This is a genomic window from Colwellia sp. 75C3, from assembly GCF_002836255.1.
Classification (GTDB): Bacteria; Pseudomonadota; Gammaproteobacteria; order Enterobacterales; family Alteromonadaceae; genus Colwellia.
The window spans coordinates 145,352-168,602 of record NZ_PJAU01000059.1; the positions used below are offsets into that span (position 1 = coordinate 145,352).

16 protein-coding genes are annotated in these 23,251 nt (G+C 39.2%); 12 read left to right on the forward strand and 4 right to left on the reverse strand.

Annotated elements, in window-relative coordinates:
• Window positions 1–112: 112 nt before the first annotated feature.
• On the forward strand, window positions 113–1,564 hold the full coding sequence (locus CXF85_RS17945) for an MFS transporter (RefSeq protein ID WP_232771254.1): 1,452 nt from the start codon (window positions 113–115) through the stop codon (window positions 1,562–1,564).
• Between the two features lie 256 nt (window positions 1,565–1,820).
• On the opposite strand, the gene CXF85_RS17950 is transcribed toward CXF85_RS17945, so the two are convergent.
• Window positions 1,821–3,182 (reverse strand): leucyl aminopeptidase family protein, encoded by a 1,362-nt coding sequence (locus tag CXF85_RS17950; RefSeq protein WP_101230017.1) that lies wholly within the window; start codon window positions 3,180–3,182, stop codon window positions 1,821–1,823.
• A 243-nt stretch (window positions 3,183–3,425) separates the two neighbouring features.
• The gene (locus tag CXF85_RS23195; protein WP_232771255.1) at window positions 3,426–3,578 is read right to left on the reverse strand and encodes a hypothetical protein; all 153 of its coding nucleotides are present in this window, start codon (window positions 3,576–3,578) and stop codon (window positions 3,426–3,428) included.
• A 146-nt stretch (window positions 3,579–3,724) separates the two neighbouring features.
• Between CXF85_RS23195 and CXF85_RS17960 the strand changes: the two genes are divergently transcribed.
• Entirely contained in the window at window positions 3,725–4,342 is a 618-nt protein-coding gene (locus CXF85_RS17960; protein WP_101230018.1) for a PEP-CTERM sorting domain-containing protein, read from the forward strand.
• A 257-nt stretch (window positions 4,343–4,599) separates the two neighbouring features.
• On the opposite strand, the gene CXF85_RS17965 is transcribed toward CXF85_RS17960, so the two are convergent.
• Together CXF85_RS17965 and CXF85_RS17970 are read right to left on the reverse strand one after the other, a co-directional pair.
• Complete coding sequence (locus CXF85_RS17965; protein WP_101230019.1) at window positions 4,600–5,316, reverse strand: exonuclease domain-containing protein; 717 nt, start codon at window positions 5,314–5,316, stop codon at window positions 4,600–4,602.
• Window positions 5,316–7,190 (reverse strand): putative nucleotidyltransferase substrate binding domain-containing protein, encoded by a 1,875-nt coding sequence (locus CXF85_RS17970; RefSeq protein WP_101230020.1) that lies wholly within the window; start codon window positions 7,188–7,190, stop codon window positions 5,316–5,318. Before CXF85_RS17970 ends, CXF85_RS17965 begins: the two co-directional genes overlap by 1 nt.
• A 738-nt stretch (window positions 7,191–7,928) precedes the next feature.
• Here CXF85_RS17970 and CXF85_RS17975 point away from each other — a divergent pair.
• The 10 genes from CXF85_RS17975 (at window position 7,929) to CXF85_RS18020 (ending at window position 23,135) form a co-directional block, all read left to right on the forward strand.
• Window positions 7,929–8,180: a DUF4212 domain-containing protein gene (locus CXF85_RS17975; protein WP_101230021.1), complete on the forward strand. Its 252-nt coding sequence runs from the start codon at window positions 7,929–7,931 to the stop codon at window positions 8,178–8,180.
• A 3-nt stretch (window positions 8,181–8,183) separates the two neighbouring features.
• The gene (locus CXF85_RS17980) at window positions 8,184–9,920 is read left to right on the forward strand and encodes a sodium:solute symporter family protein (protein WP_101230022.1); all 1,737 of its coding nucleotides are present in this window, start codon (window positions 8,184–8,186) and stop codon (window positions 9,918–9,920) included.
• A 549-nt stretch (window positions 9,921–10,469) separates the two neighbouring features.
• A complete protein-coding gene (locus CXF85_RS17985) occupies window positions 10,470–10,910 on the forward strand; it encodes a hypothetical protein (protein ID WP_101230023.1) in 441 nt (146 codons plus the stop codon).
• A gap of 137 nt (window positions 10,911–11,047) precedes the next feature.
• Window positions 11,048–11,659 carry a chemotaxis protein gene (locus tag CXF85_RS17990; protein WP_101230024.1) on the forward strand — a complete coding sequence of 204 codons (612 nt, stop codon included), beginning with the start codon at window positions 11,048–11,050 and terminating at the stop codon, window positions 11,657–11,659.
• A gap of 35 nt (window positions 11,660–11,694) precedes the next feature.
• Window positions 11,695–12,444, forward strand: a complete 750-nt coding sequence (locus tag CXF85_RS17995; protein ID WP_101230025.1) for an MBL fold metallo-hydrolase — start codon at window positions 11,695–11,697, stop codon at window positions 12,442–12,444.
• A 65-nt stretch (window positions 12,445–12,509) separates the two neighbouring features.
• The gene (locus CXF85_RS18000; RefSeq protein ID WP_101230026.1) at window positions 12,510–12,848 is read left to right on the forward strand and encodes a hypothetical protein; all 339 of its coding nucleotides are present in this window, start codon (window positions 12,510–12,512) and stop codon (window positions 12,846–12,848) included.
• A gap of 275 nt (window positions 12,849–13,123) precedes the next feature.
• Complete coding sequence (locus tag CXF85_RS18005) at window positions 13,124–14,605, forward strand: NarK family nitrate/nitrite MFS transporter (RefSeq protein ID WP_101230027.1); 1,482 nt, start codon at window positions 13,124–13,126, stop codon at window positions 14,603–14,605.
• 100 nt (window positions 14,606–14,705) lie between these two features.
• On the forward strand, window positions 14,706–16,547 hold the full coding sequence (locus CXF85_RS18010) for a bifunctional protein-serine/threonine kinase/phosphatase (protein ID WP_101230028.1): 1,842 nt from the start codon (window positions 14,706–14,708) through the stop codon (window positions 16,545–16,547).
• Window positions 16,548–16,811: 264 nt separating this feature from the next.
• Window positions 16,812–19,577: a bifunctional diguanylate cyclase/phosphodiesterase gene (locus tag CXF85_RS18015; RefSeq protein WP_101230029.1), complete on the forward strand. Its 2,766-nt coding sequence runs from the start codon at window positions 16,812–16,814 to the stop codon at window positions 19,575–19,577.
• A gap of 792 nt (window positions 19,578–20,369) precedes the next feature.
• On the forward strand, window positions 20,370–23,135 hold the full coding sequence (locus CXF85_RS18020; protein ID WP_101230030.1) for a bifunctional diguanylate cyclase/phosphodiesterase: 2,766 nt from the start codon (window positions 20,370–20,372) through the stop codon (window positions 23,133–23,135).
• Window positions 23,136–23,251 lie beyond the last annotated feature (116 nt).

The window sequence follows — 23,251 nt, forward strand, 5'->3', positions numbered from 1 at the left end:
GAGATTGTACTAGTGTATTTTACCCATTTTATCGATTAGCATAATTTGGCAATAAAAATATCGTAACAATATGTAGCCGCTAGGCGAAATGATAATTATAAGAAGAGCTATTATGACAACTGATGTAACACCCGATATGAAAAAAAAAGCGAAGTTATGGCGAGGTTTTCCAAAGGATTTTTGGACAGCTAATGGCGTAGAGTTACTTGAGCGAGCAGCCTATTATGGTGTGTTTATAGTGATTACTTTATACCTTTCGCGCATTTTAGGTTTTGATGATATTGAAGCCGCATGGATCTCAGGTTCGTTCTCAGCAGGTCTCTATTTTTTACCAACGTTTACCGGAGCACTCGCGGATAAAATTGGTTTCCGTAGCTCTCTTCTGCTGGCGTTTGGTTTATTAACCGTTGGTTATGCTGGTTTAGCTGTTTTTCCTGCGTTATTAGAGGGGCAGGGTCTGGTGCAATATGGCCGCGAAGTTGTCTTTACTGGATTACTTGAGAGAGATATTCGCTGGGCAATTGTCCCCATTATGGTAGTCATCATGATTGGTGGTTCATTCATCAAGGCAGTGATCACTGGTACTGTGGCAAAATCGACCACGGCAGCAAACCGAGCAAAGGGCTTTTCTATTTTTTATATGATGGTCAATATTGGTGCATTCTCAGGTAAAACGATTGTTAAACCACTACGTGAATCTATGGGTGATTTAGGGCTAATTAACCTTAACTACTTTGCTGCCTCTATGACGTTGATAGCCTTTTTAAGTGTGTTCTTTTTCTTTAAAAATACGGAAGAGAAAGAAGACAGTAAGAGCCTTGCAGAAATATGGGCCGCGCTGTTAAAAGTATTATCTAACGGTCGCTTAGTATCATTAATTTTAATTATTACCGGTTTTTGGATGGTACAACATCAATTGTACGCGACTATGCCTAAATACGTACTTCGTATGGCAGGTGAGGGAGCGTCGCCCTCATGGTATGCCAATGTTAATCCACTAGTTGTGGTATTAACGGTGAGCTTGGTTACATCAATGATGAGAAACCGCAGTGCATTATTTTCTATGACGACAGGTATGTTGATTATGCCAATTTCTGCTTTGTTGATGGCCTCGGGTAATATGATTTCAGGCAATATAGACCTCGGCTTTATGCAGATGCATCCAATTGCTTTTATGATGATTCTGGGCATTGTTTTTCAAGGCTTAGCTGAATCTTTTATTTCACCACGCTTTTTAGAGTACTTTTCATTACAAGCACCTAAAGGTGAGGAAGGTCTATACCTTGGTTTCTCTCATTTACACTCTTTTCTTAGTTCACTACTTGGTTTTGGTTTGTCAGGTTACTTATTAAGTGCTTATTGTCCTGATCCTAGAAAATTCGCCACTCATGAGGCTTGGCAAGCCGCCTCTGCGAATGCGCATTATATTTGGTATGTTTTTGCAGGTATCGCCACTGTTTCGGCAATCGCTCTGGTCATTTATGGCTGGGTGATTAAGCGCTTAGATGCTAAAGACGTCAAAGCAGACGTGTTACCTGAGGCGATAGCCGATCCAATAAATTAGAGATAAGATTTAGTACAAAAGAAAAGGCTGCATATATCTGGAAGAGATATGCAGCCTTTTTAGGTTTTAGCTGAGCGTATTATTGTCAATGCGCAGCGACGACTTCCATGAGTCTAGTTATGCTTAACTACTTAAATCTAGCTGCTAAGTAATCAAATACTGCTCGAATACCGAATGCTTCACCATTTCCTATAAAACGGGGGCGGCCTGATTGTAACTGTGCAGCGACGGCTTCCATGAGTCTAGTTATGCTTAACTACTTAAATCTAGCTGCTAAGTAATCGAATACTGCTCGAATACCGAATGCTTCACCACCTAATGGGCGACCTGATAAATGACGCACATTAAAGGCCATTACATCAAAATGAACCCAATCTGTTTTTTCGACAAAACGTTGTAAGTATAACGCTGCAGAAATAGCGGCACCAAATGGCTGGGTAGGACAATTGGTCATATCGGCGATAGTGCTGTCGAACAAGTTATCATAAGCTTTATGTAACGGCATACGCCATACCGGATCACTATTTCTAAGACCTGCTGTAGTTATATCTGCGGCAACTTGGTCATTAGTTGAGAAGAAACCAGGTAATTCAGTACCTAAGGCAACGCGCATAGCACCTGTTAATGTAGCGAAATCTATGATTAATGCTGGCTCATCATTTTCGGCTTCAGCCAAGGCATCACATAAAACTAAACGACCTTCAGCATCAGTATTATGAATTTCAACGGTAAGGCCTTTACGAGTAGTAACTACGTCACCAGGACGAAGCGCATTACTTGAGACTGCGTTTTCTACTGCTGGAATTAAAACACGTAAGTTAATCGGTAAGTTATGCGCCATAATTAATTGCGCTAAACCTAAAACATGCGCAGCACCGCCCATATCTTTTTTCATGTTACGCATGCCAGCAGCCGGTTTCATATCTAAACCACCACTGTCAAAACAAACACCTTTACCTACTAAAGTGACTTGTGGGTTTTTACTCTCACCCCAGGTTAAGTCAACTAAACGCGGCGTATGAACACTGGCGCGACCAACAGCATGAATGGTTGGATAATTATGAACTAGCAGTTCATCACCAATGATTTGCTTAACGTCACCATTAAATTGCTCTGCTAGGGCTAACGCAGCCTTAGCAATATCTTCTGGCATCATATCGGCAGCGGGCGTATTCACTAAGTCACGTGTTAAGGCGGTAGCTTCGGCAAATTTAATTGCACTTTCTACTGCATCAGCATTGTTAATTGCTAAAGAGGCTAATACTTTAGCTGACTTGTTACTAATATATCTATCATATTGGTAAGCACCAACTAACCAACCAAAGCTAATCGCTTCAACATGTTTAGCATCTGCGTGTAATAAGTATTGACCTTGGGGTAACTGTTTAATTAAGTCACCACAGGCAAAGAAATCGCTAGCATCAGCAACGACAAATACAGCTTGGTTAATTTCGCCTTGGCTATTTGGGATAAGGGCTAAACCGTTTCCGGTAAATTGCGTATTTGATAACCAGGCTTTACTTTGTTTATCTTGGCTTTCAAGCCAAGTTTGATAAGCGATTTTTTCAATGATTATTAGTGGTGTTCCGGTATTTTCTGCGTTCAATAAGTTATTCATGATCATCCTTTAGAGCTGTTGGCTATCTTGATTAATACCAATTCAATTAAGTCTCGCAGTGTAGAAAGAAGCTTATTTGAATGGGTATAATGCTTTGATTGTAACTCAAGACGAGCAGAGAAAAAGCTCTATAAGGTCAATTATTTATCGATTTATGGTCAATTGTGATCGAAGGTGTCAATTAGGTTAAAGAGTGACCTGAAGATAGAAGCTATTGTTGAGTGGTTACAGCAATACATCTTTTTAGGTGGTTTTACCGTCTTTATTGGTTTTGCTCATTTGTGCCATTAATAATTCAGCGGTAACAATTGCATCATTAGTGCAATAAAGAGAAAAACCAGTAGCGGAAATATTGTTGGCATTGTTAGCATAAAGCCTAATGTTACTAAAGTTCATTTTTTAATGATAAAGCTATGTCAATAAATTTTACAGATGAAACATTTTCATTATATAAATTATAGTTAAAACAGTGCATTAGCCTGTTGGCTTGTTACTTGCTTGGGCGTGGAAAGGTTAGTTTATTATTTATTGAAAGGATTACAATGAAAAAAATTATTTTAGCAATTGTTTGTACAATGTTGATGGGAACTGCTCATGCAACACCACTTTATTCAGTATCATCGCCCATTGGTGATACCTATGGTAATCTTTCGTATGGTGAAATTTTTACTGTTGGCTCACAAGATCTAACTGTTACCGCACTTGGCGCATACGATCATGATCAAGATGGATTTTTAACAATTGGTGGTATTCAAGTAGGTTTGTATTTAGAAAGCGACGGTAGCTTATTGACATCTGCGAGTGTGCAAAGTTCTGATGCTCTTGATGGGCTGTTTCGTTTTTCTGATATTGCGAACCTGACTCTTTTAAGCGGTGAACAATATCGTATTGTTGCGGACACTGGTTTGGATCAATACAATGTTGCAGAGGGCTCAGCGACATTTGACTCTAGAGTTACATCTAATGGTTATATGCAGTGTGGTGACAACAAACAGTTTTGTACAAATGGTAGTACAGGTATGGGATATACTTTGATGGCCAATTTGCAATTTTCTGATTCTGCATCTGGTCCTACACCTGTTCCTGAGCCTATGAGTTTCGGCTTGTTTGCACTTGGTTTGGCTGGTATTCGTTTTTCAAGAAAACTAAAAATACAGTAAACTTGAATAATGGAATGAATTAGCTCCTATTATTGAAAGAATAATTCATTAGAGAAGCGACTACGGTTTATCCTAGTCGCTTTTTTTATTCCCAAAATATTTAACGTTGATTTTAGCTTCATCGCGTTTTATACGTTTGTTAATAGCATAAAGCTAAGGTTACAACGAAACGAGATGCAGAACCTTTGATTCAAAGAAACACCGATGAATTCACGTTGTTGCTATGGCATGCATAAATATCGCACTAAAAGACTTAATTATAACAACACATCTTTTAAGGTGGTTTCGCCGTTTTTATTGGCTTTGCTCATTTGTGCCATAAATAATTCAGCGGTAGCAATGGCATCGTTTAGGGCATTATGGGCATGGTGTTCAGGCAGTTCAAACTTGCGGCGTAAATTGGTTAGGCGCAATTCAGAAGGGTCGTAGGCAACATCACGCTTATCTAAACGGCGCTTAGCAAGTGCCAGCGTATCTATCATCGGAAAAGTGGGTGCCATGCCATAAAGTTCAAGGCAAGCTTCAGTCAGAAACTGTTTTTCAATGCGAGCAAAATGTACCAGCATTACTTTACCTGCTAAGGCTTTTAATAGCGTTTCAACTACCGTAGATAATGCTTGTCCTTGCTCTTTTTGGCTGTCAGTAATGTGATGAATAATGACATTACTTTCTTCAAGCTGTGCTTTGGTTTTGATAATTTGGTGGTAGCTTGTTTTGAGTGACATTTGCTGTTTTTTAAGAGTGATAAAGCCAACACTCAATAACTTATCTTGTTTGGCGTCAAGACCGGTTGTTTCAAAATCGACAGCTAAGATTTCTACCTTATCGATAGGGGTATCAATATCAGGTAAGGGTACCGATAAAAAATCACGCAAAACACCCGCAGGCGCCTTTTGTAACAACTTTTTGCGTTTGGCTTCATAACCAATAAGCCAGCCGAACACTGATGAATTTGCTAAGGTAGTACTGGTCATTAGTAGCTCGACTGTCTAGCGTCTTGTAGACTTTTAATGACCTTGAAGGCATCTTTAAGATGCTCTCGCTCTAACTTAGAAATCTCTTTGGGTGATAAATAATTATCAGGACTTTCTCCGCGCATCAATTCTTTCGCTTGGTGCTCAACTCTAAGCATGCCTAAAAACTCATAGGCATCAATTAAGTTATCTGCAGATTCTTTCGTTAATGAAGGTGTACCAGCAGCTTGTTGAATGCGTTCTATGGTATTTACCGCACTAATACCTTCAGCTAGAGCATAGATTCGTGCTAAATCGACTACCGGTGCTATACCATTATGTTTTAAATCCAATGTGGCTCGATGTTTACCACTTTGCTTTAAAACAAAGTCACGGAAAAACCCTAATGGCGGACGTAAATTTAAGGCGTTTTTAGATAAATGCGCGATAAATAGGGTGCTATTTTGAGTTTTAATCAGTAGTTTTTTTCTGACGTTATTGAGTAAAGATACATCACCATAAATGGTCTCTAAATCAAAAAAAACACTGCTATTTAATAAGGCTTTCGGACTTGGTGTTTCTACCCAATCAGTAAAATAGTTATGCCACATTTTCTGTGGTTGTCGCCACTTAGGATTGGTAGCCATAATATCCCCTGGACAGTAGATAAAACCACATTCAGCTAAACCATCGCAGACAAAAGTGGCGAGACTTTCAAACCAAGCATCATCATAGGGTTTCATAGAATTACAGATAATAATGGCATTATCTTGATCAGAATGAGCTAGTTGCTCTTGTCTTGCTTGAGAGCCAGCAGCGAGCCATGCATAAGGCACGGGGGCTTGACCATATTTGTATTCAGCCATTTCAATTAAACGTTTGGTAAATGCCATGGTAATGGCGCTAATGCTTTTACCAACATGATCGGCACTGCTACCTAATTTGGCTAATCGGATTTGTAGTTTAGGTATAAAGTGGCTGATTTCTTTGAGCTCGGAGAGCGTGCTAGCTTTGTGGATAATGCTCGATAAGTTAATGGCATTATGGCCTTCATTATTGATTAAGTCCGTAACGGTAACCATGCCAACAAGCTGGTCATGTTTGGTGACAGGAAGATGATGGATATGCTTAGCGGTCATCTTCATTAAAGCATCATAGGCATTACTTTTTACATCAATGCTACACATGTCGCGTGTCATAATTTCACTAATGGCTTCACTGGTTGCTAACCCCGTAGCAACGCAACGGCGACGAATATCTTTATCAGTGACAATGCCGACCGGATTATTATCATCAATCACCACTAAACAAGAATAGCCTTGTTCATTCATTTGTATTGCCGCCTGCTGTATTGTTTGTTTAGCATCAATAGAGGCGACTGGGGTGTGGTAGAAGTTACTAACTGAAGTATTCATTAAGGTAGAGGATAAAATAGCCTCTTCATTAACCTGGCTCATCTTAGTTTTTAGTCGTTGTGCTGAATTTTGGCTGAAATAGTCACCTATGCTGGGAAAACGTCCACTAATATCGTGCAAGATACTTGCCTCGACACTGTAGATTAAGCAGTCTTCATCAGTCTGAACGTTAAGCTGATTTTCTATGGATATTTGACTATTGTCGAATGCACTGGCATCACTATGATAAAAGGCGTCACACAAGTCACCTTCGCCGAGTCGACTGACCAAAACCCCATCAGCCGATCTGCAGCTGATTGCTCCTTTTCGTAAGATGTATAATCTTGGCTCGTTAATGCCTTTTGGCGGCAAAGAATCATCTTTTCTTACATAATTGATGCTTAATTCGCGAACTAAGTGCGCTAATACCTGCTTGGGCAAGCTATCAAATGGCGGAATACTATGAATAAAACTGCTGATTTCTGAAAGTTCGGTATCCATGATTTATCCCGCTAATAGGCAGTAGTGATCAACTATACCCGCTACCATTCAAAGTGCAGGATTTCAGTGGGAATTAAAATCTCTTTAGGCAAGGAAAATAATTTAAGCATAGTCATTCTATGGTTTGATTATTTAACGCCGTATAAAGTGATTTTAAACCCATCAAAGAAGTGCTTGAGTAACATCACTTCATCGTTGCTGTGATTTATAAGGGAATTACCCTTATTTCATCACAGCGCCTTGAATTGAAATTGCTCAAGCACTCTGAAACATGCATCTTGAATGGTAACGGGTATATAAGTAATAGAGCTAATTTAGAGTCTTGTGTGCTTTTAGACAAGTGTTATTGCTTAAACCTAGACTAAAGTGTGAGGTCTTTAATAGTGAATAAGTGGCTGGAGTTGATCTCTTTTACTTATTTAGCCAATAAACGGAAACATTAATTAAAGCCTAAATAGACTAAATACTCAGGTTTATCCTAGCCTGTAAGCTTTTGTTACAATCTAGACTAAAGGCTAATATCCCGCCAAAACAAAGCTTGTTAGATTAATTAACAGTTAAAAGTTGAATATGGATTTTTGCCACTATTGCCCTTTCCGGTAAGTTTTGACAGAAATCTATATCCATACTTTTACTGCAATGTTCATAAATTATTACTAACTCTTTTTTAAGAAAGGCGTAATAAAGCGAAATAAAAAAATAAATCGCTAAAAAACGCTATGTCGCTAGGAGACTATTGTGGAAGAAAATAAAGAAGCATACTGGCAGGAAAATCTGCGCTTGATCTTTATCTGTCTTGCAATCTGGTTCGTTGTTTCATTTGGTTTAGGTTTACTTTTGGTAGAGCCGTTAAATGAATTTCGTCTAGGTGGGTACAAACTTGGTTTTTGGTTTGCACAGCAAGGTTCAATTTATTCATTTTTAGGTTTGATCTTTTGGTATGGTGCCAAAATGAACAAGCTTGATAAAAAATATCACGCGGAGAGCTAAGAGATGGATGAGTTAAAACTATATACTTACATCGCAGTATTTGGCACATTCGCTTTATACTTTGCTATTGCTTGGTGGGCTCGTGCGGGTTCAACTAGTGATTTTTACGTAGCGGGCGGCGGCATTACCCCATTACAAAACGGTATGGCAATCGGTGCCGATTGGATGAGTGCAGCGTCATTCATTTCAATGGCTGGTATGATTGCTTTCATGGGTTACGGCGGCTCAGTCTTCTTAATGGGTTGGACTGGTGGTTATGTATTATTGGCATTGCTTTTAGCGCCATACATGCGTAAACACGGTAAGTTCACTGTACCTGAGTTCATCTTCGATCGTTATTATTCAAAAACAGCACGTGTTGTTGCGGTTGCTTGTTTAATTATCGCCTCATTAACTTACATCATCGGCCAAATGAAAGGTGTGGGTGTTGCTTTCTCTCGCTTCTTAGAAGTTGATTATGCTTTGGGTCTTTACATTGGTATGTTCGTTGTTTGGGTATACGCAGTATTAGGCGGCATGAAAGGTATTACTTATACGCAAATCGCTCAGTATGTTGTAATGATTTTTGCTTACACTATTCCAGCGGTATTTATTTCATTACAACTTACCGGTAACCCAATTCCACAACTCGGTTTAGGTTCAACCTTAGCTGACGGTAGTGGTATGTACTTGCTTGATAAACTTGACTTAGTCGTTACTGATTTAGGCTTTAAAGAATACACCACATCAAACTTAGGTGGTGGATTGAATATGTTCGCCTATACCATGTCTCTGATGATTGGTACTGCGGGTCTTCCTCATGTAATTATGCGTTTCTTCACTGTGCCATCAGTACAAGCAGCACGTGCTTCAGCGGGTTATGCTTTAGTGTTTATCGGTCTTCTTTACACTGTTGCTCCGGCAGTTGGTGCAATGGCTCGCTTAAATCTAATGAATACTATTGAGCCTGCTGCTGGTCAAAACCTTGAGTACGCTGAGCGTCCACAATGGTTTAAAGATTGGGAAAAAACGGGTCTGTTAAAGTATGAAGATAAAAATGGCGACGGTAAAATTCAGTACACTGCTGATGCAGCAACGAATGAAATGGTTAAAGTTGACCGTGACATTATGGTACTAGCTAACCCTGCTATTGCGAACTTACCTAACTGGGTGATTGCGCTTGTCGCCGCCGGTGGTTTAGCCGCAGCACTGTCAACAGCAGCCGGTTTGTTATTGGCAATATCCTCATCCATCTCGCACGATTTAATGAAAGGTATCTTAACACCAGACATGTCCGAGAAAAATGAGCTATTAGCCGGTCGCGTGGTGATGACCATCGCTATCATTGTCTCAGGATACTTAGGGCTGAATCCGCCTGGATTTGCCGCAGGTACTGTTGCGCTAGCCTTTGGTTTAGCAGCATCAAGTATCTTCCCGGCATTAATGATGGGTATTTTCTCTAAGAAAATGAGCGGTAAGGCAGCGGTTGCGGGTATGTGTTCAGGTATCGGTATCACTATGTTATACGTGTTCCAACACAAAGGAATTATGTTTATCCCGGGTACTTCATTCCTAGGCGACATGGGTAAAGATTGGTTCTTTGGTATCTCTCCTAACGCATTTGGTTCAGTCGGTGCATTAGTTAACTTTGCAGTAGCCTTCGCGGTACTTAAAGTAACAGGTCCAGCGCCAGCTCATATCCAAGCAATGGTAGAAAACATGCGTGTTCCTGGAAATGTTAGCGCAGCACACGATCACTAGAATATTAAGTGATTAGGCGTGACTTACGTTACGTCAGATAATATAAAGGCCAGATGACAATTTATATAAACCGTCGTCTGGCCTTTTTTGTTAAGCTCTATTAACTATTAGAAAATGAAATATAGTAATACCAAGTTGATTAAGTTCTTTCCCACTCAGCGATAATTAAAAGGCTTAGAGGCAAGGCATTGATTGAAGAGAATGGTTCTTCCCTTATCAAAATCAATAACGCAGCATGTAAGCCTTTTAAAATCGCCCTCTGGGAGCTTTCTCGATGCCCACTAACATCGTTAAATTTATTTGATTTAGAATGACTAAACCGAAACAAATTTTCCTTGTTACCGAACATCGAGCAAGCTCTGAGTTAGGAAGAAATTTAATCAAATTGGTATCATTTGATTAATCAATGAGTCGAATTAGTATATTCCATTCACTCAGCCTGAAGATATCACTGAACTATCGGAAAACCGTATTCAGTTGACCAAGCAGTCTTTTTTAATGCTCCAAAATATGATGATTCATCATATTCAATAAGAAGAAGAAATTGTTATGAATAAACACACTAAAATGGCCTTTATGGTTGCGCCTTTTCTCGCTATATTTGGCTTTATTGGCGCTGATCTGTATGAAGAAAATAAAGCGGATGATAATAAAATAATTCAATTAGCACCAGAAGGGCATTGTGATATTGCCAATAAAAATTGCGTACTTATCTCGGGTGAATTTAAAATAAATATTTCTGATGAGGCTGGTATTACTGAAGTTAATTCAACCTTTCCCTTAGATAGTGCGACACTCTTTTTAGTTGATAAAAGTGACAAGATGACACCATATCCTTTAGGGATGAAAAAAAGTCCTTATTATTGGCGTAGCAATACACCGTTAGGTGATTTGTTGGCTAATAAAGGCGATAGTTATAAACTACGTTTAATTGCAAAAATTAAGGGTGGTCAATACATTGGTGAGTTTTACACGCAAACAGTGAAGTAACCCCCCGTATTATTTTTAAGCGTATCCTTTAGGAAATAAACTGTCTGTCACAAGTTTGATTTAGATCAATAAATCAAACTACATGCCTTGTTATCAGTGTCTATAGTTAATAGACCGTTGGTAAGATAACAATACAAATGACTGAACTTTCAAACAATTACTTTGTTTGTGTCGCAGAAATCGCTGCAAAGCTTGATCAAGCGACTCGCATTGCCCAACAACTCTCCTTAACGGCCAGTAACGCCCGAGCTGTCGCATTACGCGCTGGTGAGCGAGCCGCTGGTTTTCGGCCATTGACGGACTTTATTGACCGTTTGGCTGAAATCACCATTAAATCTTCTCGTAGTATCAATCTGCTGGCGGCGACATTAAGTCAAACCTCAGCCGACAAAGTCCGTGCAGATTCTGCCATAGAACACTTTAATATTGTTTTTATAAAAGCGAAAGACTCTCAATTCATCGGTAGCTTAGATGAGGTCTATCTGCGCTGCCAAACTAAACAACAGCAACTTGAAAAAAGCTATAAAAGGCAAATAGATCGTCTGAGTGATGAACTTATTATGCTGAGTAATGAGTTACGTAACGCGGTTATTTTAGCAACATTATCTCGGGTAGAAGCTTCACAGGCAGGCATTGAATATCAAGATGCACTGATTAATGTTGCCAATAATGTTGAAGGCGCTGCCAGTAAAATTAAAGAGCATATTAATTATTCACAACAAATGGTTTCTACCTTAGAAGAATACTAATCAAACCTATAAAAATAATATCACAAGGACGATAGATGAAAACGCATAAGCTTTTTGAGAATAAATCACATACTTGGTTAATGTTTGGTCGTGACGATGAGAAACCCAATGAAATTATTGATACCAACCAATACATAGTTATTACCCATAAGAATGCTTTATTAATGGACCCCGGCGGCATTGAGCTATTTTCATCAATGCTTGCGGCTGTTATTAAACAATTACCCGCAGATAAAATAACCCATCTTTTTGCATCACATCAAGACCCGGACATCATATCTTCCCTTGGTTTGTGGGACCAAGCCTTACCCTCAGCAACATTGCATTCCCCTTGGATATGGGAGAGCTTTATTAGGCATTTTGGTATGCATAATATTAGCTATTCAGCCATACCCGATGAGGGTAGTACATTAAAAATAGATCAAGTTAGCTTAGATTTTATTCCTGCGCATTATTTGCATTCTTCGGGTAATTTCAATGTCTATGATGCCGAGGCAAAAATATTGATGTCAGGTGATATTGGCGCGGCATTGGAAAGTGTTGAAGCACCATTATTCGTCGAAGATTTTGATGAGCATATTGCAAAAATGAAAATGTTCCACCAACGTTGGATGCCGTCAAATGAAGCGAAAAATTATTGGGTTAGACGAGTACGTAAACTAGATATAGATATGATGTGCCCACAACACGGTAGAATCTTTAAAGGTGACGATGTTAAGCGCTTTTTAGATTGGTTTGAGGCACTTGAAGTAGGCATCATTAGCAAGGCGGCAGCAGATGTTTAATATGCTATAGTGCAAAAGAAACCTACGTAGGGAGGCTTAAATATAGCAAATTAAAGGATTAATTTATGCAAGATCTAGTCGATGATTTTATAAAGATGAACCAAGCAGGACAAGTGCTGGCGTTATGTGAAAAGTATTATCATGATGACGTCACCATGCTGAGTAATGGTGACATCTTTGCTCGTACTATGCGCGAAGCCTATGAGTTACAAAAAGGCTTTGTCGCTTCCATTGAATCTTTTGATATTCAGCTTATTTCACAGCAAGTAAGTGGCAATACCAGTGAATTAGTTTTTAACTATAAAATGATTGGTGTTGATGAAACCTTAAATGAATTTACCGGTAAGCATATTCAAACGTGGCAAGATAATAAAATTATCCGCGAAGAATACCTTAGCGTTTAACCTCGTAATTTATAATCGCCATCTCTTCAAACTAGCTATTACAAAAAACGTTACAGCAAGGTGAGTCATTACCCTAAAAGGGCTCACTTACTTTCATTTATCCTCTGAACTTACTGCACTGTCTAGGTGCGGAGACCCATAAATAGTGCATAAGTCCGATTAAATGCTTATGGGTTGGCGCTGTAAGTTGTTGATATGAAAAGGTTATTAAATAGTGTTAATGACTGGCATTTTGCTTGCTCTATAAAGTTATATATATTTTATAGGGTAAAATAATGAGTAATCAAGTTGGCATAAAGTTGTGGTCATTTACAGGGAAAATGAAAATACTCCATTTAAGTTGGATGGCATTTTTCATTACCTTCATGGTGTGGTTTAACCATGCACCATTACTTGCCGTTATTGCCGATAGTTTAGGCCTGAGCAGTAGTGAAATTAAAACATTACTGATTTTAAATGTCGCCTTGACCATACCGGCACGTGTCATTATTGGCATGCTAACCGATAAATATGGACCTAGATTAACCTTTGCTGTGTTACTTGCTGTCTGTAGTTTGCCGTGTTTTATGTTTGCTTTAGCACAAAATTTTGAGCAAGCAGCAATATCTCGATTTTTACTGGGTTTTATCGGTGCTGGTTTTGTTATTGGTATTCGTATGGTAAGTGAGTGGTTTCCTGCTCATGAATTAGGGACTGCGGAAGGTCTTTATGGTGGCTGGGGTAACTTTGGCTCTGCCGCTGCAGCAATGTCTTTACCTATGTTAGCCCTTTTTATTGGCGATGCTTTCGGGGTAGAAGAAGCATGGCGTTATTCAGTTGGCCTCACTGGTTTATTAAGTTTAATTTTTAGTTTTATTTGGTATGCCAATGTTACCGATACCCCTAAAGGTGCAACCTACTTCAAGCCTAAACAAACAGGCGCGATGGAGGTTACCAGCGTCAGTGATTTTTATTTACTGTTAATAATGAAACTACCTATGTACGGCGCATTAGCGTTACTGACTTGGAAGCTGTCGCCTGAAGGCGTTAGTTTACTTTCAAGTAATATGGCCATTGGTGCCTATGTAGGTTTAATTGTACTATTTATTGTTGAAGTAAGAAAAACTTACCAAATTAACGGACATTTATTTAGCGAAGAAGTGCCTGAAATTCACCGTTATGAATTTAAACAAGTTGCGGTACTAAATATTTTATATTTTGCGACCTTTGGCTCTGAACTCGCGGTTGTTTCTATGTTGCCTTTATTCTTTGCTGAAACGTTTAGTTTAGATATGGTTTATGCTGGTTTACTCGCATCTTTGTATGCTTTTATGAATTTAATGTCGCGACCTGGCGGCGGTTGGTTAAGTGATAAGTTTGGCCGTAAAAAAACCTTACTCATCTTAACGGCTGGTTTAGCGGTAGGTTATTTGGCTATGTCACTTATTGATAGTACTTGGCCACTGGTTTTGGCTGTTGTTACGGCAATGGCATGTTCGTTCTTTGTTCAGGCTGGCGAAGGGGCAGTGTTTGCTGCAGTACCGTTAATTAAACGTCGATTAACAGGACAGATAGCGGGCATGACTGGTGCTTATGGTAATGTTGGTGCGGTGGTTTATCTAACCGTATTATCTATGGTGAGCTATCAAGATTTCTTCTTAGTGATTGCAGCAACGGCTGTCGTTGGTTTTATCACGTTACTCTTTATGAAAGAGCCAAAAGGTTCCATGACTGAGATTCGTGAAGATGGCACAGTAGAATTAATTCAAGTGAGTTAGGTTAAGTCTTTCGACCATGGCCAGTCTGATCATTATCAGCAGGGTCGTGGTAGAAAACTACGCGGATTAATTTATTGCAGGTACTTATTGTAGGAAGTAAATGAAAACTGATAATAACGCATATACTCAACCAGCAAGTCAGCCTGTAGCTCCGGTAACGACAGCGGCTAAAGTCACAACAGCCAAGTTACAGGTATTATTGGGTGGTTATAGTAGTGCTGGTATCAAAGCAACGAATGAAGATGCTTTTGCCTCGCTAGTGCCTAATGATGCCGAGCTAACGACTAAAGGTGTTGTTGCTGTTATTGCTGACGGTGTATCGAGTGCCAGTAAAGCAGCACAAGCGGCACAATTATCAGTTACACAATTTATTAACGACTATTACGCCACACCACAGACATGGTCAACGCAAAAGTCTGCGAGTAAGGTGTTATCAAGCTTAAACCAATGGTTGTATGCGCAAACTGACGCGGTATCAGGTTATACCTTGCAATGGTTAACAACCTTTTCAGCACTGATCGTCAAATCGTCTACCGCTTATATTTTTCATGTCGGTGATACGCGTATTAGCCAGTATCGACAAGGTGAAATAGAAGTACTGACCAAAGACCATCAACAAAAGCAGGGACCTTCTCACAGTGTATTAACTCGAGCGCTGGGTGCCGACCATCGCTTGCAAGTAGATGTACAACAAGTTGCCATTCAATCAGGTGATATTTTTGTGTTAACTTGCGATGGTGTGCATGAATATTTATCGGCTCAACAGATCAAAAAACAATTAGGTACATTAACGCAGTCACCTAGTACAAAAGCGCTAGAAGAAATGGCGAAATTGTTGACTGAGCTTGCGATAGAGAATGGTAGTAAAGATAATGTCAGCTGCTTGCTAGTGTACATAGGCGCAACGCCGAACAGAGCTTTGGCTGAAATTGAGCGAGAACTACTAAATAAAGCTATACCTCCCGCGTTGGCGGTTGGCAATAAAATTGATGACTACCAAATCTGTAAAGTTATTCATGCCAGTATCCGTTCGCATTTATATTTAGCTAAACACCCAGATGAAACCGAGCCTTGTGTACTTAAGGTTCCTTCATCAAACCTCGCTGATGATAGTAGCTATTTACAAGGTTTCATACGTGAAGCTTGGCTAGGGGAGCGACTTAGTAATAGCCATGTAATGAAAATAAAACGTGGCAGCGACAATAGTCGCTTTCTTTATCATATTTGCGAATATATTGATGGGCAAACTTTAGGGCAATGGATGTTTGATAATCCTAAACCTAAGCTTGCACAAGTGCGTGATATTATTGAGCAGATTATTATCGCCTTACGTTCGTTTCAGCGCTTAGAGGTTATTCATCGAGACTTAAAGCCTGACAATATTATGATTGATGCTTACGGTAAAGTGTTTCTTATTGATTACGGCACCGCACTTATTGCCTCACTGGCGGAAAATAATGATGTGTTATCCGAAACCGTACCTCAAGGTACATTGAATTATATCGCGCCAGAAACACTACTGACTTTACATGCAGACCATCAAAGTGATCTATTTTCTTTGGGTGTTATTGCTTATGAAATGCTTTGCGGAGAACTACCGTACAAACCGATGCAAAGAGCTGATATGAGTGCACAAAATCACTTGATTGATGACGAAAAGAGTCGTTTAGAAAATTACTCTCAATGGCAGTATCGCAGTATTCGACAATTTCGTAGCGACTTACCTTTTTGGCTTGATATGGTGTTATCAAAAGCAACCCAAGCTGATCCTAAGTTTCGTTTTCAGGCTTATTCTGAATTAAAAGCAGATTTGAGCAAGCCCTCCGCCTCGGCATTAGAAGAATATAAAAGCCAGCCTCTATTACAGCGTAATCCGGTAGTATTTTGGCAAGGTGCCACGTTGACCTTCTTTATCTTATGGTTAACTGCGCTAATTCTGTAGAGAGAAGAGCGCGTTATAACCTCATTTCGAATGCTACATTACACAGCATTACAACCTATTGATAATCAATTGAATATGCGCAAGACTAAATAGCATCATCTATTGATTTTATGTTTTGGTTGGGTAGATGTGTAATTATGAGATTAATAATACTTACGACTTTGATAAGTATGAATATTTAATATATGTTTGCTGCCATCATCCAAAACTTTACTACGCGATTCAGTTTTTGAATATTAATATATCTAGTTCCTAGGAAAAGGCATGCCTTCTATTCGACCAAGGGTAAAACCCAAACATACCATTTTATTTAAATTTTCTTTTGGTTTGAGTATGCTGTTTTTAGTGATGATCGCAGCAACTTATATGGTGGTTGATCTCGTTGCTAAAGACTATTTGATTAGCAAAAATAAAGAATTAATTGACGAGACAGGTTCACGTATCGTCGCTGATATATCACTGCGTATTAGTATTGCTGAAACATTAACCCGGAATTTGGCCGCCGCAGGGGAAACCTTGCCTAAAGATCCTGAGTTGTTCTACAAAGTTATCCCTCAATTACTTGATATAAAGGAAAATAAAGACTTTATCGCTGGGGGCGGAGTGTGGCCTGAACCTGAACAGTTCACTCGTGGTCTAGCGCGACGTAGCTTTTTTTGGGGACGAGACAGTGTCGGTAATTTACATTACTTCGATCAATATAATGATGTCGAGAGTGCGGGTTATCATAATGAAGAATGGTATGTACCAGGGCGTTATAGCAAGCAAGGAGAATGTCTCTGGTCTAAGTCTTATATGGACCCGTACACATTGTCGCCGATGGTGACCTGTACCGTAGCCATGTTCAACCAGAAAAAATTCTCGGGTAATGCGACGGTTGATGTCAGTCTACAACAACTCAATAGTATATTAAGCAAGGGCAGCGCCAAGCTTGGTGGTTATGCCTACGCTGTTGATCGTAATAATAAATTTTTATCTTTTCCTGATGAGCAGTTAACTAAAACGACTAATCGAGACCATAATAATTTAACTCAAGAGTATATTACAGTAAATCAATTGGCTGAAAAACAGCCTCTGTTTCAGCCAATTTCCGGTATATTAACTGAGATAAACAAATCATTTATTCAAGCTCTGTCAGATGAAAATATGCAGCTGTCAGCGAGTATTGCTAAGCAAAGTAAGCAAATATCGACCGAAGAAGCGCAGTTATTGGTCGCTAATATGTCGATCTTACGTGATCAAGCTTTATATCATAATGCTGATAGCATTTCGGTGATTTCTAAGCAAGATTTCGTACTAGATGAACCCGTTAACATATCGGTATTTATCATTCCAAAAACCCTATGGAAAATAGTTGTAGTCACGCCACAACAGAGAGCAATAAATAGCGCGAGTAAGGTGGCAAATTTGATCTTAATATTGCTTATCACCATCCTAATTATCGCCGCTTTTTTTGGTTTTATTTATTGTCGACGTAGTTTAATCATACCTATGTATCAAATGGTAAAGCAACTGCAGCAACCCTTGTCGGAAGGTGATAATTCTAAGGCAGAATTGCTTGATGATCGCAGGAAGGATGAGTTTGGTTTGTTGGCTTATCATTTTAACCAAGCAAAAATGGCGCTAGATAATAACAACCATAATTTACAATTACAGATCAATGAACGTAAGCAAGCAGAACAACAATTAAAACATTTGGCACAGCACGACCCACTGACAGGTTTGCCTAATCGCTTAATGTTTCAAGAACGGTTGCAGCAAGCGATAGATCTGTCTGAACAATATAATCATAAGTTTTCGGTCTTCTTTCTGGACTTAGATAATTTCAAGATTATTAACGACACCATGGGTCATGAAACTGGCGATGAACTACTTAAAGAAGTCGCACTACGACTCTCGGATACAGGTCGAGAAACCGATACGGTAGCGCGATTAGGCGGGGATGAATTTGCATTTATTATCAATAATGTTGACTCTGTTGAAGACGCAGTAAGTTTTGCTCAACGTCTTAATAAGCTATTGAAAAAACCAATAGAAGTAAACGGCAACGCTATTAATATGGGTAGTAGCATTGGGATAACTATTTATCCTGATGACGCCAATAATAGTGAGGAGCTGCTTCGAAATGCCGATATCGCTATGTATCAAGCTAAGGATGATGGCCGTAATACTGTACGTTTTTTCACTAGTGAAATGAATGCTAAATTGCAAAAAAACAAAGAGATTATCATGGATCTCACTAAGTCTTTAACTCAAGATGAGTTTGAACTCTATTACCAACCGCTTTTTGCTATTGACGATAATAGCTTGGTTGGAACTGAGGCATTGATTCGATGGCACCACCCAGATAAGGGTATGATCCCACCGGACCAATTTATTTCGGTTGCTGAGCAGAGTGGGCTGATTAATGAGCTGGGTGATTGGGTCTTAGCGCAGGCATGTCGTGAAATAAAGAACTTTGAAAATGTGGGGATTAGTGGGATTAGGGTGGCGATTAACATTTCTCCAGTGCAATTTAGACGTAAAGATTTTTTACAACATATGCTACTAATTTTACAACAGTATAATGTTAACCCTGACTGTATCGAGCTTGAAATCACAGAAGGCGCGGTGATGTATAATGTCGACCAAGCTATCAATACTATGCAAGCCTTGCATGATGCAGGTTTTCAGTTGGCGATGGACGATTTTGGTACCGGTTATTCCTCACTGAGTTATCTGAAGCGCTTTCCGATCCAAAAAGTAAAAATAGATCGGAGTTTTATTTCAGATATTGAGAATGATGAGGACAGTAAATCTATTACTACCGCCATTATTCAGATGAGTCATTCGTTAGGATTAGATGTACTTGCTGAAGGCGTCGAAACGGCAGCCCAACTGGAATACCTTAAAAAAGAAAAGTGTGATTATGTGCAAGGTTATTATAGCGGAAGACCTATGCCTGCCAGCGAGTTTATCAAAAAATTTGCTGTCTCTGAGCAAGATAAGCACTCTGATGGAGTGTGGATGCTATCAACTGCAACAATTTAACCAAAGCGCCGCTATAAGGAAGCTATAGCGTAAAAATATTCAACTAACATTACTAACAAACGCTGAAATCGCTATCTTGATGGATAAAGGGGATAGGCCTTGTCTCAGTCATCATTCAGCTAAACCGATTACTATCTACATAATATCGTTTTCATAATACAAAACCAGTCACCATTAAGGCATTTAAAGAGTGAATGACTCAATTGCCATTTATTGACTCGTGTCTAGGTTATTTATATGTTGTGTATACTGTACCGAGCTAGTGCTGAACAATACGAAATCTAGAAAAAACTTTAATTTTCAATGGTATAATGGTTCTGATTCATTTCTATAGTTAGTTGGATTATGGGTTTCAGCACTCGACCGTAGTTATATTAGCTAACCTGTCAAATGAAACATAACTTTCCGTATTTAAGGTCCCTTCACAAAAGCTCACCGTGTTATTTTTTATCTTATGGTTATCAGCATTACTGTTTGATTAACTATTAATGGTGAATAGGCTATCAAGTGCGGTGTGTTGCAAAGTGGTAAACCACCGAGCTATTAATTAATCATTTATTTATGGCGTACTGGGTAATTATTCGCTTAATGATACTGACTACGCTTGAGAAATAAAATTAATTAAACTACGTTTATATAGTGAATAGATTAATATTTAAACAATCATTAGTCTCAGATGTAAGATGAAATTAAACTTTTATTATTAATATACCTATACTCATGTAACCCAAAAAAATCAGGGTTAGCGGGAGTTTCTAAGAGAATCATAGGTATAGTGCCAAGGAGAAAAGGATGTCTTCGATTCGACCTAAAGTACAATCCAAAAATACCATTTTGTTTAAGTTTTCTCTTGGTTTAAGCATGCAAATTTTAGTGATGATCGCGGCAATTTATATTGTGATTGATCTCGTCGCGAAAGATTATTTGGTCAAAAAAAATAAGGAACTGATCGACGAAATCGGTTCACACATTGTGTCAGAGATATCACAGCGTATTAGTATCGCGGAAACGCTAACTCGAAATTTAGCTGCCGCAGGGGAAACATTACCTAAAGATCCTCAACTATTCTTCAACGTCATTCCTCAAATGCTTGATATACAAGAAAACCAAGATTTTATTGCCGGTGGAGGAGTGTGGCCTGAGCCTGAGCAATTCACTCCTGGCGTAGCGCGAAGAAGCTTCTTTTGGGGAAGAGACAGCTTGGGTAAATTGCAATACTTCGACCAATATAATGATATCGAGAGTACTGGTTATCATTCTGAAGAGTGGTATGTGCCAAGTCGTTATAGCCAACAGGGAGAATGCCTCTGGTCTAAGTCTTATATGGATCCGTATACATTGGCACCGATGGTGACTTGTACTGTCGCAATGTTCAACCAGCAAAAATTCGCGGGCAATGCGACGGTGGATGTCAGTTTACAACAACTCAAGAGCATATTGAGCAAGGGTAGTGCCAAACTTGGTGGTTATGCTTATGCCGTTGACCGTAATAATAAGTTTTTGTCTTTTCCCGATGACCAATTAACTAAAATAACCAATCGGGATAATGATAATTTAACCCAAGAGTATATTACGGTAAATCAACTAGCCGAAAAACTTGATCTCTTCCAGCCTATAGCCGGTATTTTAACAAAGATAAATCAATCATTGATTCAGTCTATTGTAAATGAACATAGACTGTTGGCTGATAATATTGCGAAGCAAAGTACACAAATATCTCTTGAAGACGCGGAGTTAATTGTCGCCAATATGCAACTCCTTAGAGATCAGGTTGATCACCATAATATTAAGAGCATTTCAGTGATTAGTAAGCAAGATTTTTTACTCGGTGAACCGGTGAATGTGTCGATATTTATGATCCCAAAAACCTTGTGGAAGATTGTTGTGGTCACGCCGCAACATGTGGCGATAAACAGCGCGAGTAAAGTGGCAAACCTGATCTTAATATTACTCATCGCCATCATGATTATCGCTGCATTTTTCGGTTTTATTTATTGTCGACGTAGTTTAATCGTGCCTATTTATCAAATGGTCAACCAACTACAACAACCAGTGCCTGAAGGAGATGATGTTGACAGAGAATTGCTCGATGATCGCAGACAGGATGAGTTTGGTTTGTTGGCTTATCATATTAACCAATCAAAAATGGCGTTGGATAGTAACAACAGAGATCTAAAACTACAGATAAATGAGCGTAAGCTGGCAGAACATCAATTAAAACATCTAGCACTGCATGACCCACTGACTGGCTTGCCTAATAGACTCTTATTTCAAGATCGATTGCATCAGGCGATAGCACTATCTAAACGTCATCAACATAAATTTGCCGTATTCTTTATGGACCTAGATAACTTTAAGATCATTAATGACACCATGGGTCATGACGCAGGTGATGAATTACTAAGGCAAGTGTCATTGAGGATTTCTGGGACAGGGCGGGAGACTGATACGGTAGCACGGTTAGGTGGTGATGAATTTGCTTTCATTATCAATAAAGTTAATACAGTCGAGGGCGCGGTAAGCTTTGCTCAGCGACTCAATACGTTATTAAAAACACCGATAGCAGTGAACGGAAACAATATTAATATGGGTAGTAGCATCGGAATAACTATTTACCCCGACGATGCGACCAATAGTGAGGAATTATTACGCAATGCCGATATTGCCATGTATCAAGCGAAGGATGATGGCCGTAATACAATCCGCTTTTTTACCTGTGAGATGAATGCTAAATTGCAAAAAAACAAGGAGATTTTGACTGATTTAGCTGAGTCTTTAACTGAAGGCCACTTTGAACTTTATTATCAACCACTCTTTACTATCGAGCATAATACTCTTGTTGGAGCTGAAGCGCTGATTCGGTGGCATCACCCTGAGAAGGGTATGATCCCTCCGGATAAATTTATTGCAGTTGCTGAGCAGAGTGGACTGATCAACGAGTTGGGTGATTGGGTCTTAGCGCAGGCATGTCGTGACATAAAACGTTTTGTAAATGCAGGGATTTTAGCTATTAGGGTAGCGGTTAATATTTCACCTGTGCAATTTAGGCGCAAAGATTTTTTACAACATATGCTAATGATCTTAAAGCAGCATGATGTTAGCGCTGACTTTATCGAACTTGAAATCACAGAGGGTGCGGTGATGGATAATGTCGATCAAGCCATAGAGACTATGCAAGCCTTACACGATGCAGGCTTTCAGTTAGCGATGGATGATTTTGGTACTGGTTATTCTTCGCTGAGTTATCTGAAGCGCTTTCCGATCCAAAAGGTGAAAATAGATCGGAGTTTTATTTCAGATCTAGAAAATGACGACGATAGTAAATCTATTACCACCGCGATTATTCAAATGAGCCACTCGTTAGGGTTAGATGTACTTGCCGAAGGCGTTGAAACTGAAGCCCAACTGAAATATCTACAGGGGGAAAAGTGTGATTATGTGCAAGGTTATTATACGGGCAGACCTATGCCCGCCAGTGAATTTCTTAAAAAATTTAGCGTAGTTAAGGAAATAATATTATCGGACGGAGTCTGGACTGTATCAAGCACAACGATTTAACCAAAGCATCGCTATAACGAAGTTATAGCGATGCTTTGTTCAACTCACATTACTGAAAAGCGCTGAAACCGGTATCTTGACTGATAAAGGGCAAAGGCCCTGTATCATTCCGCTAA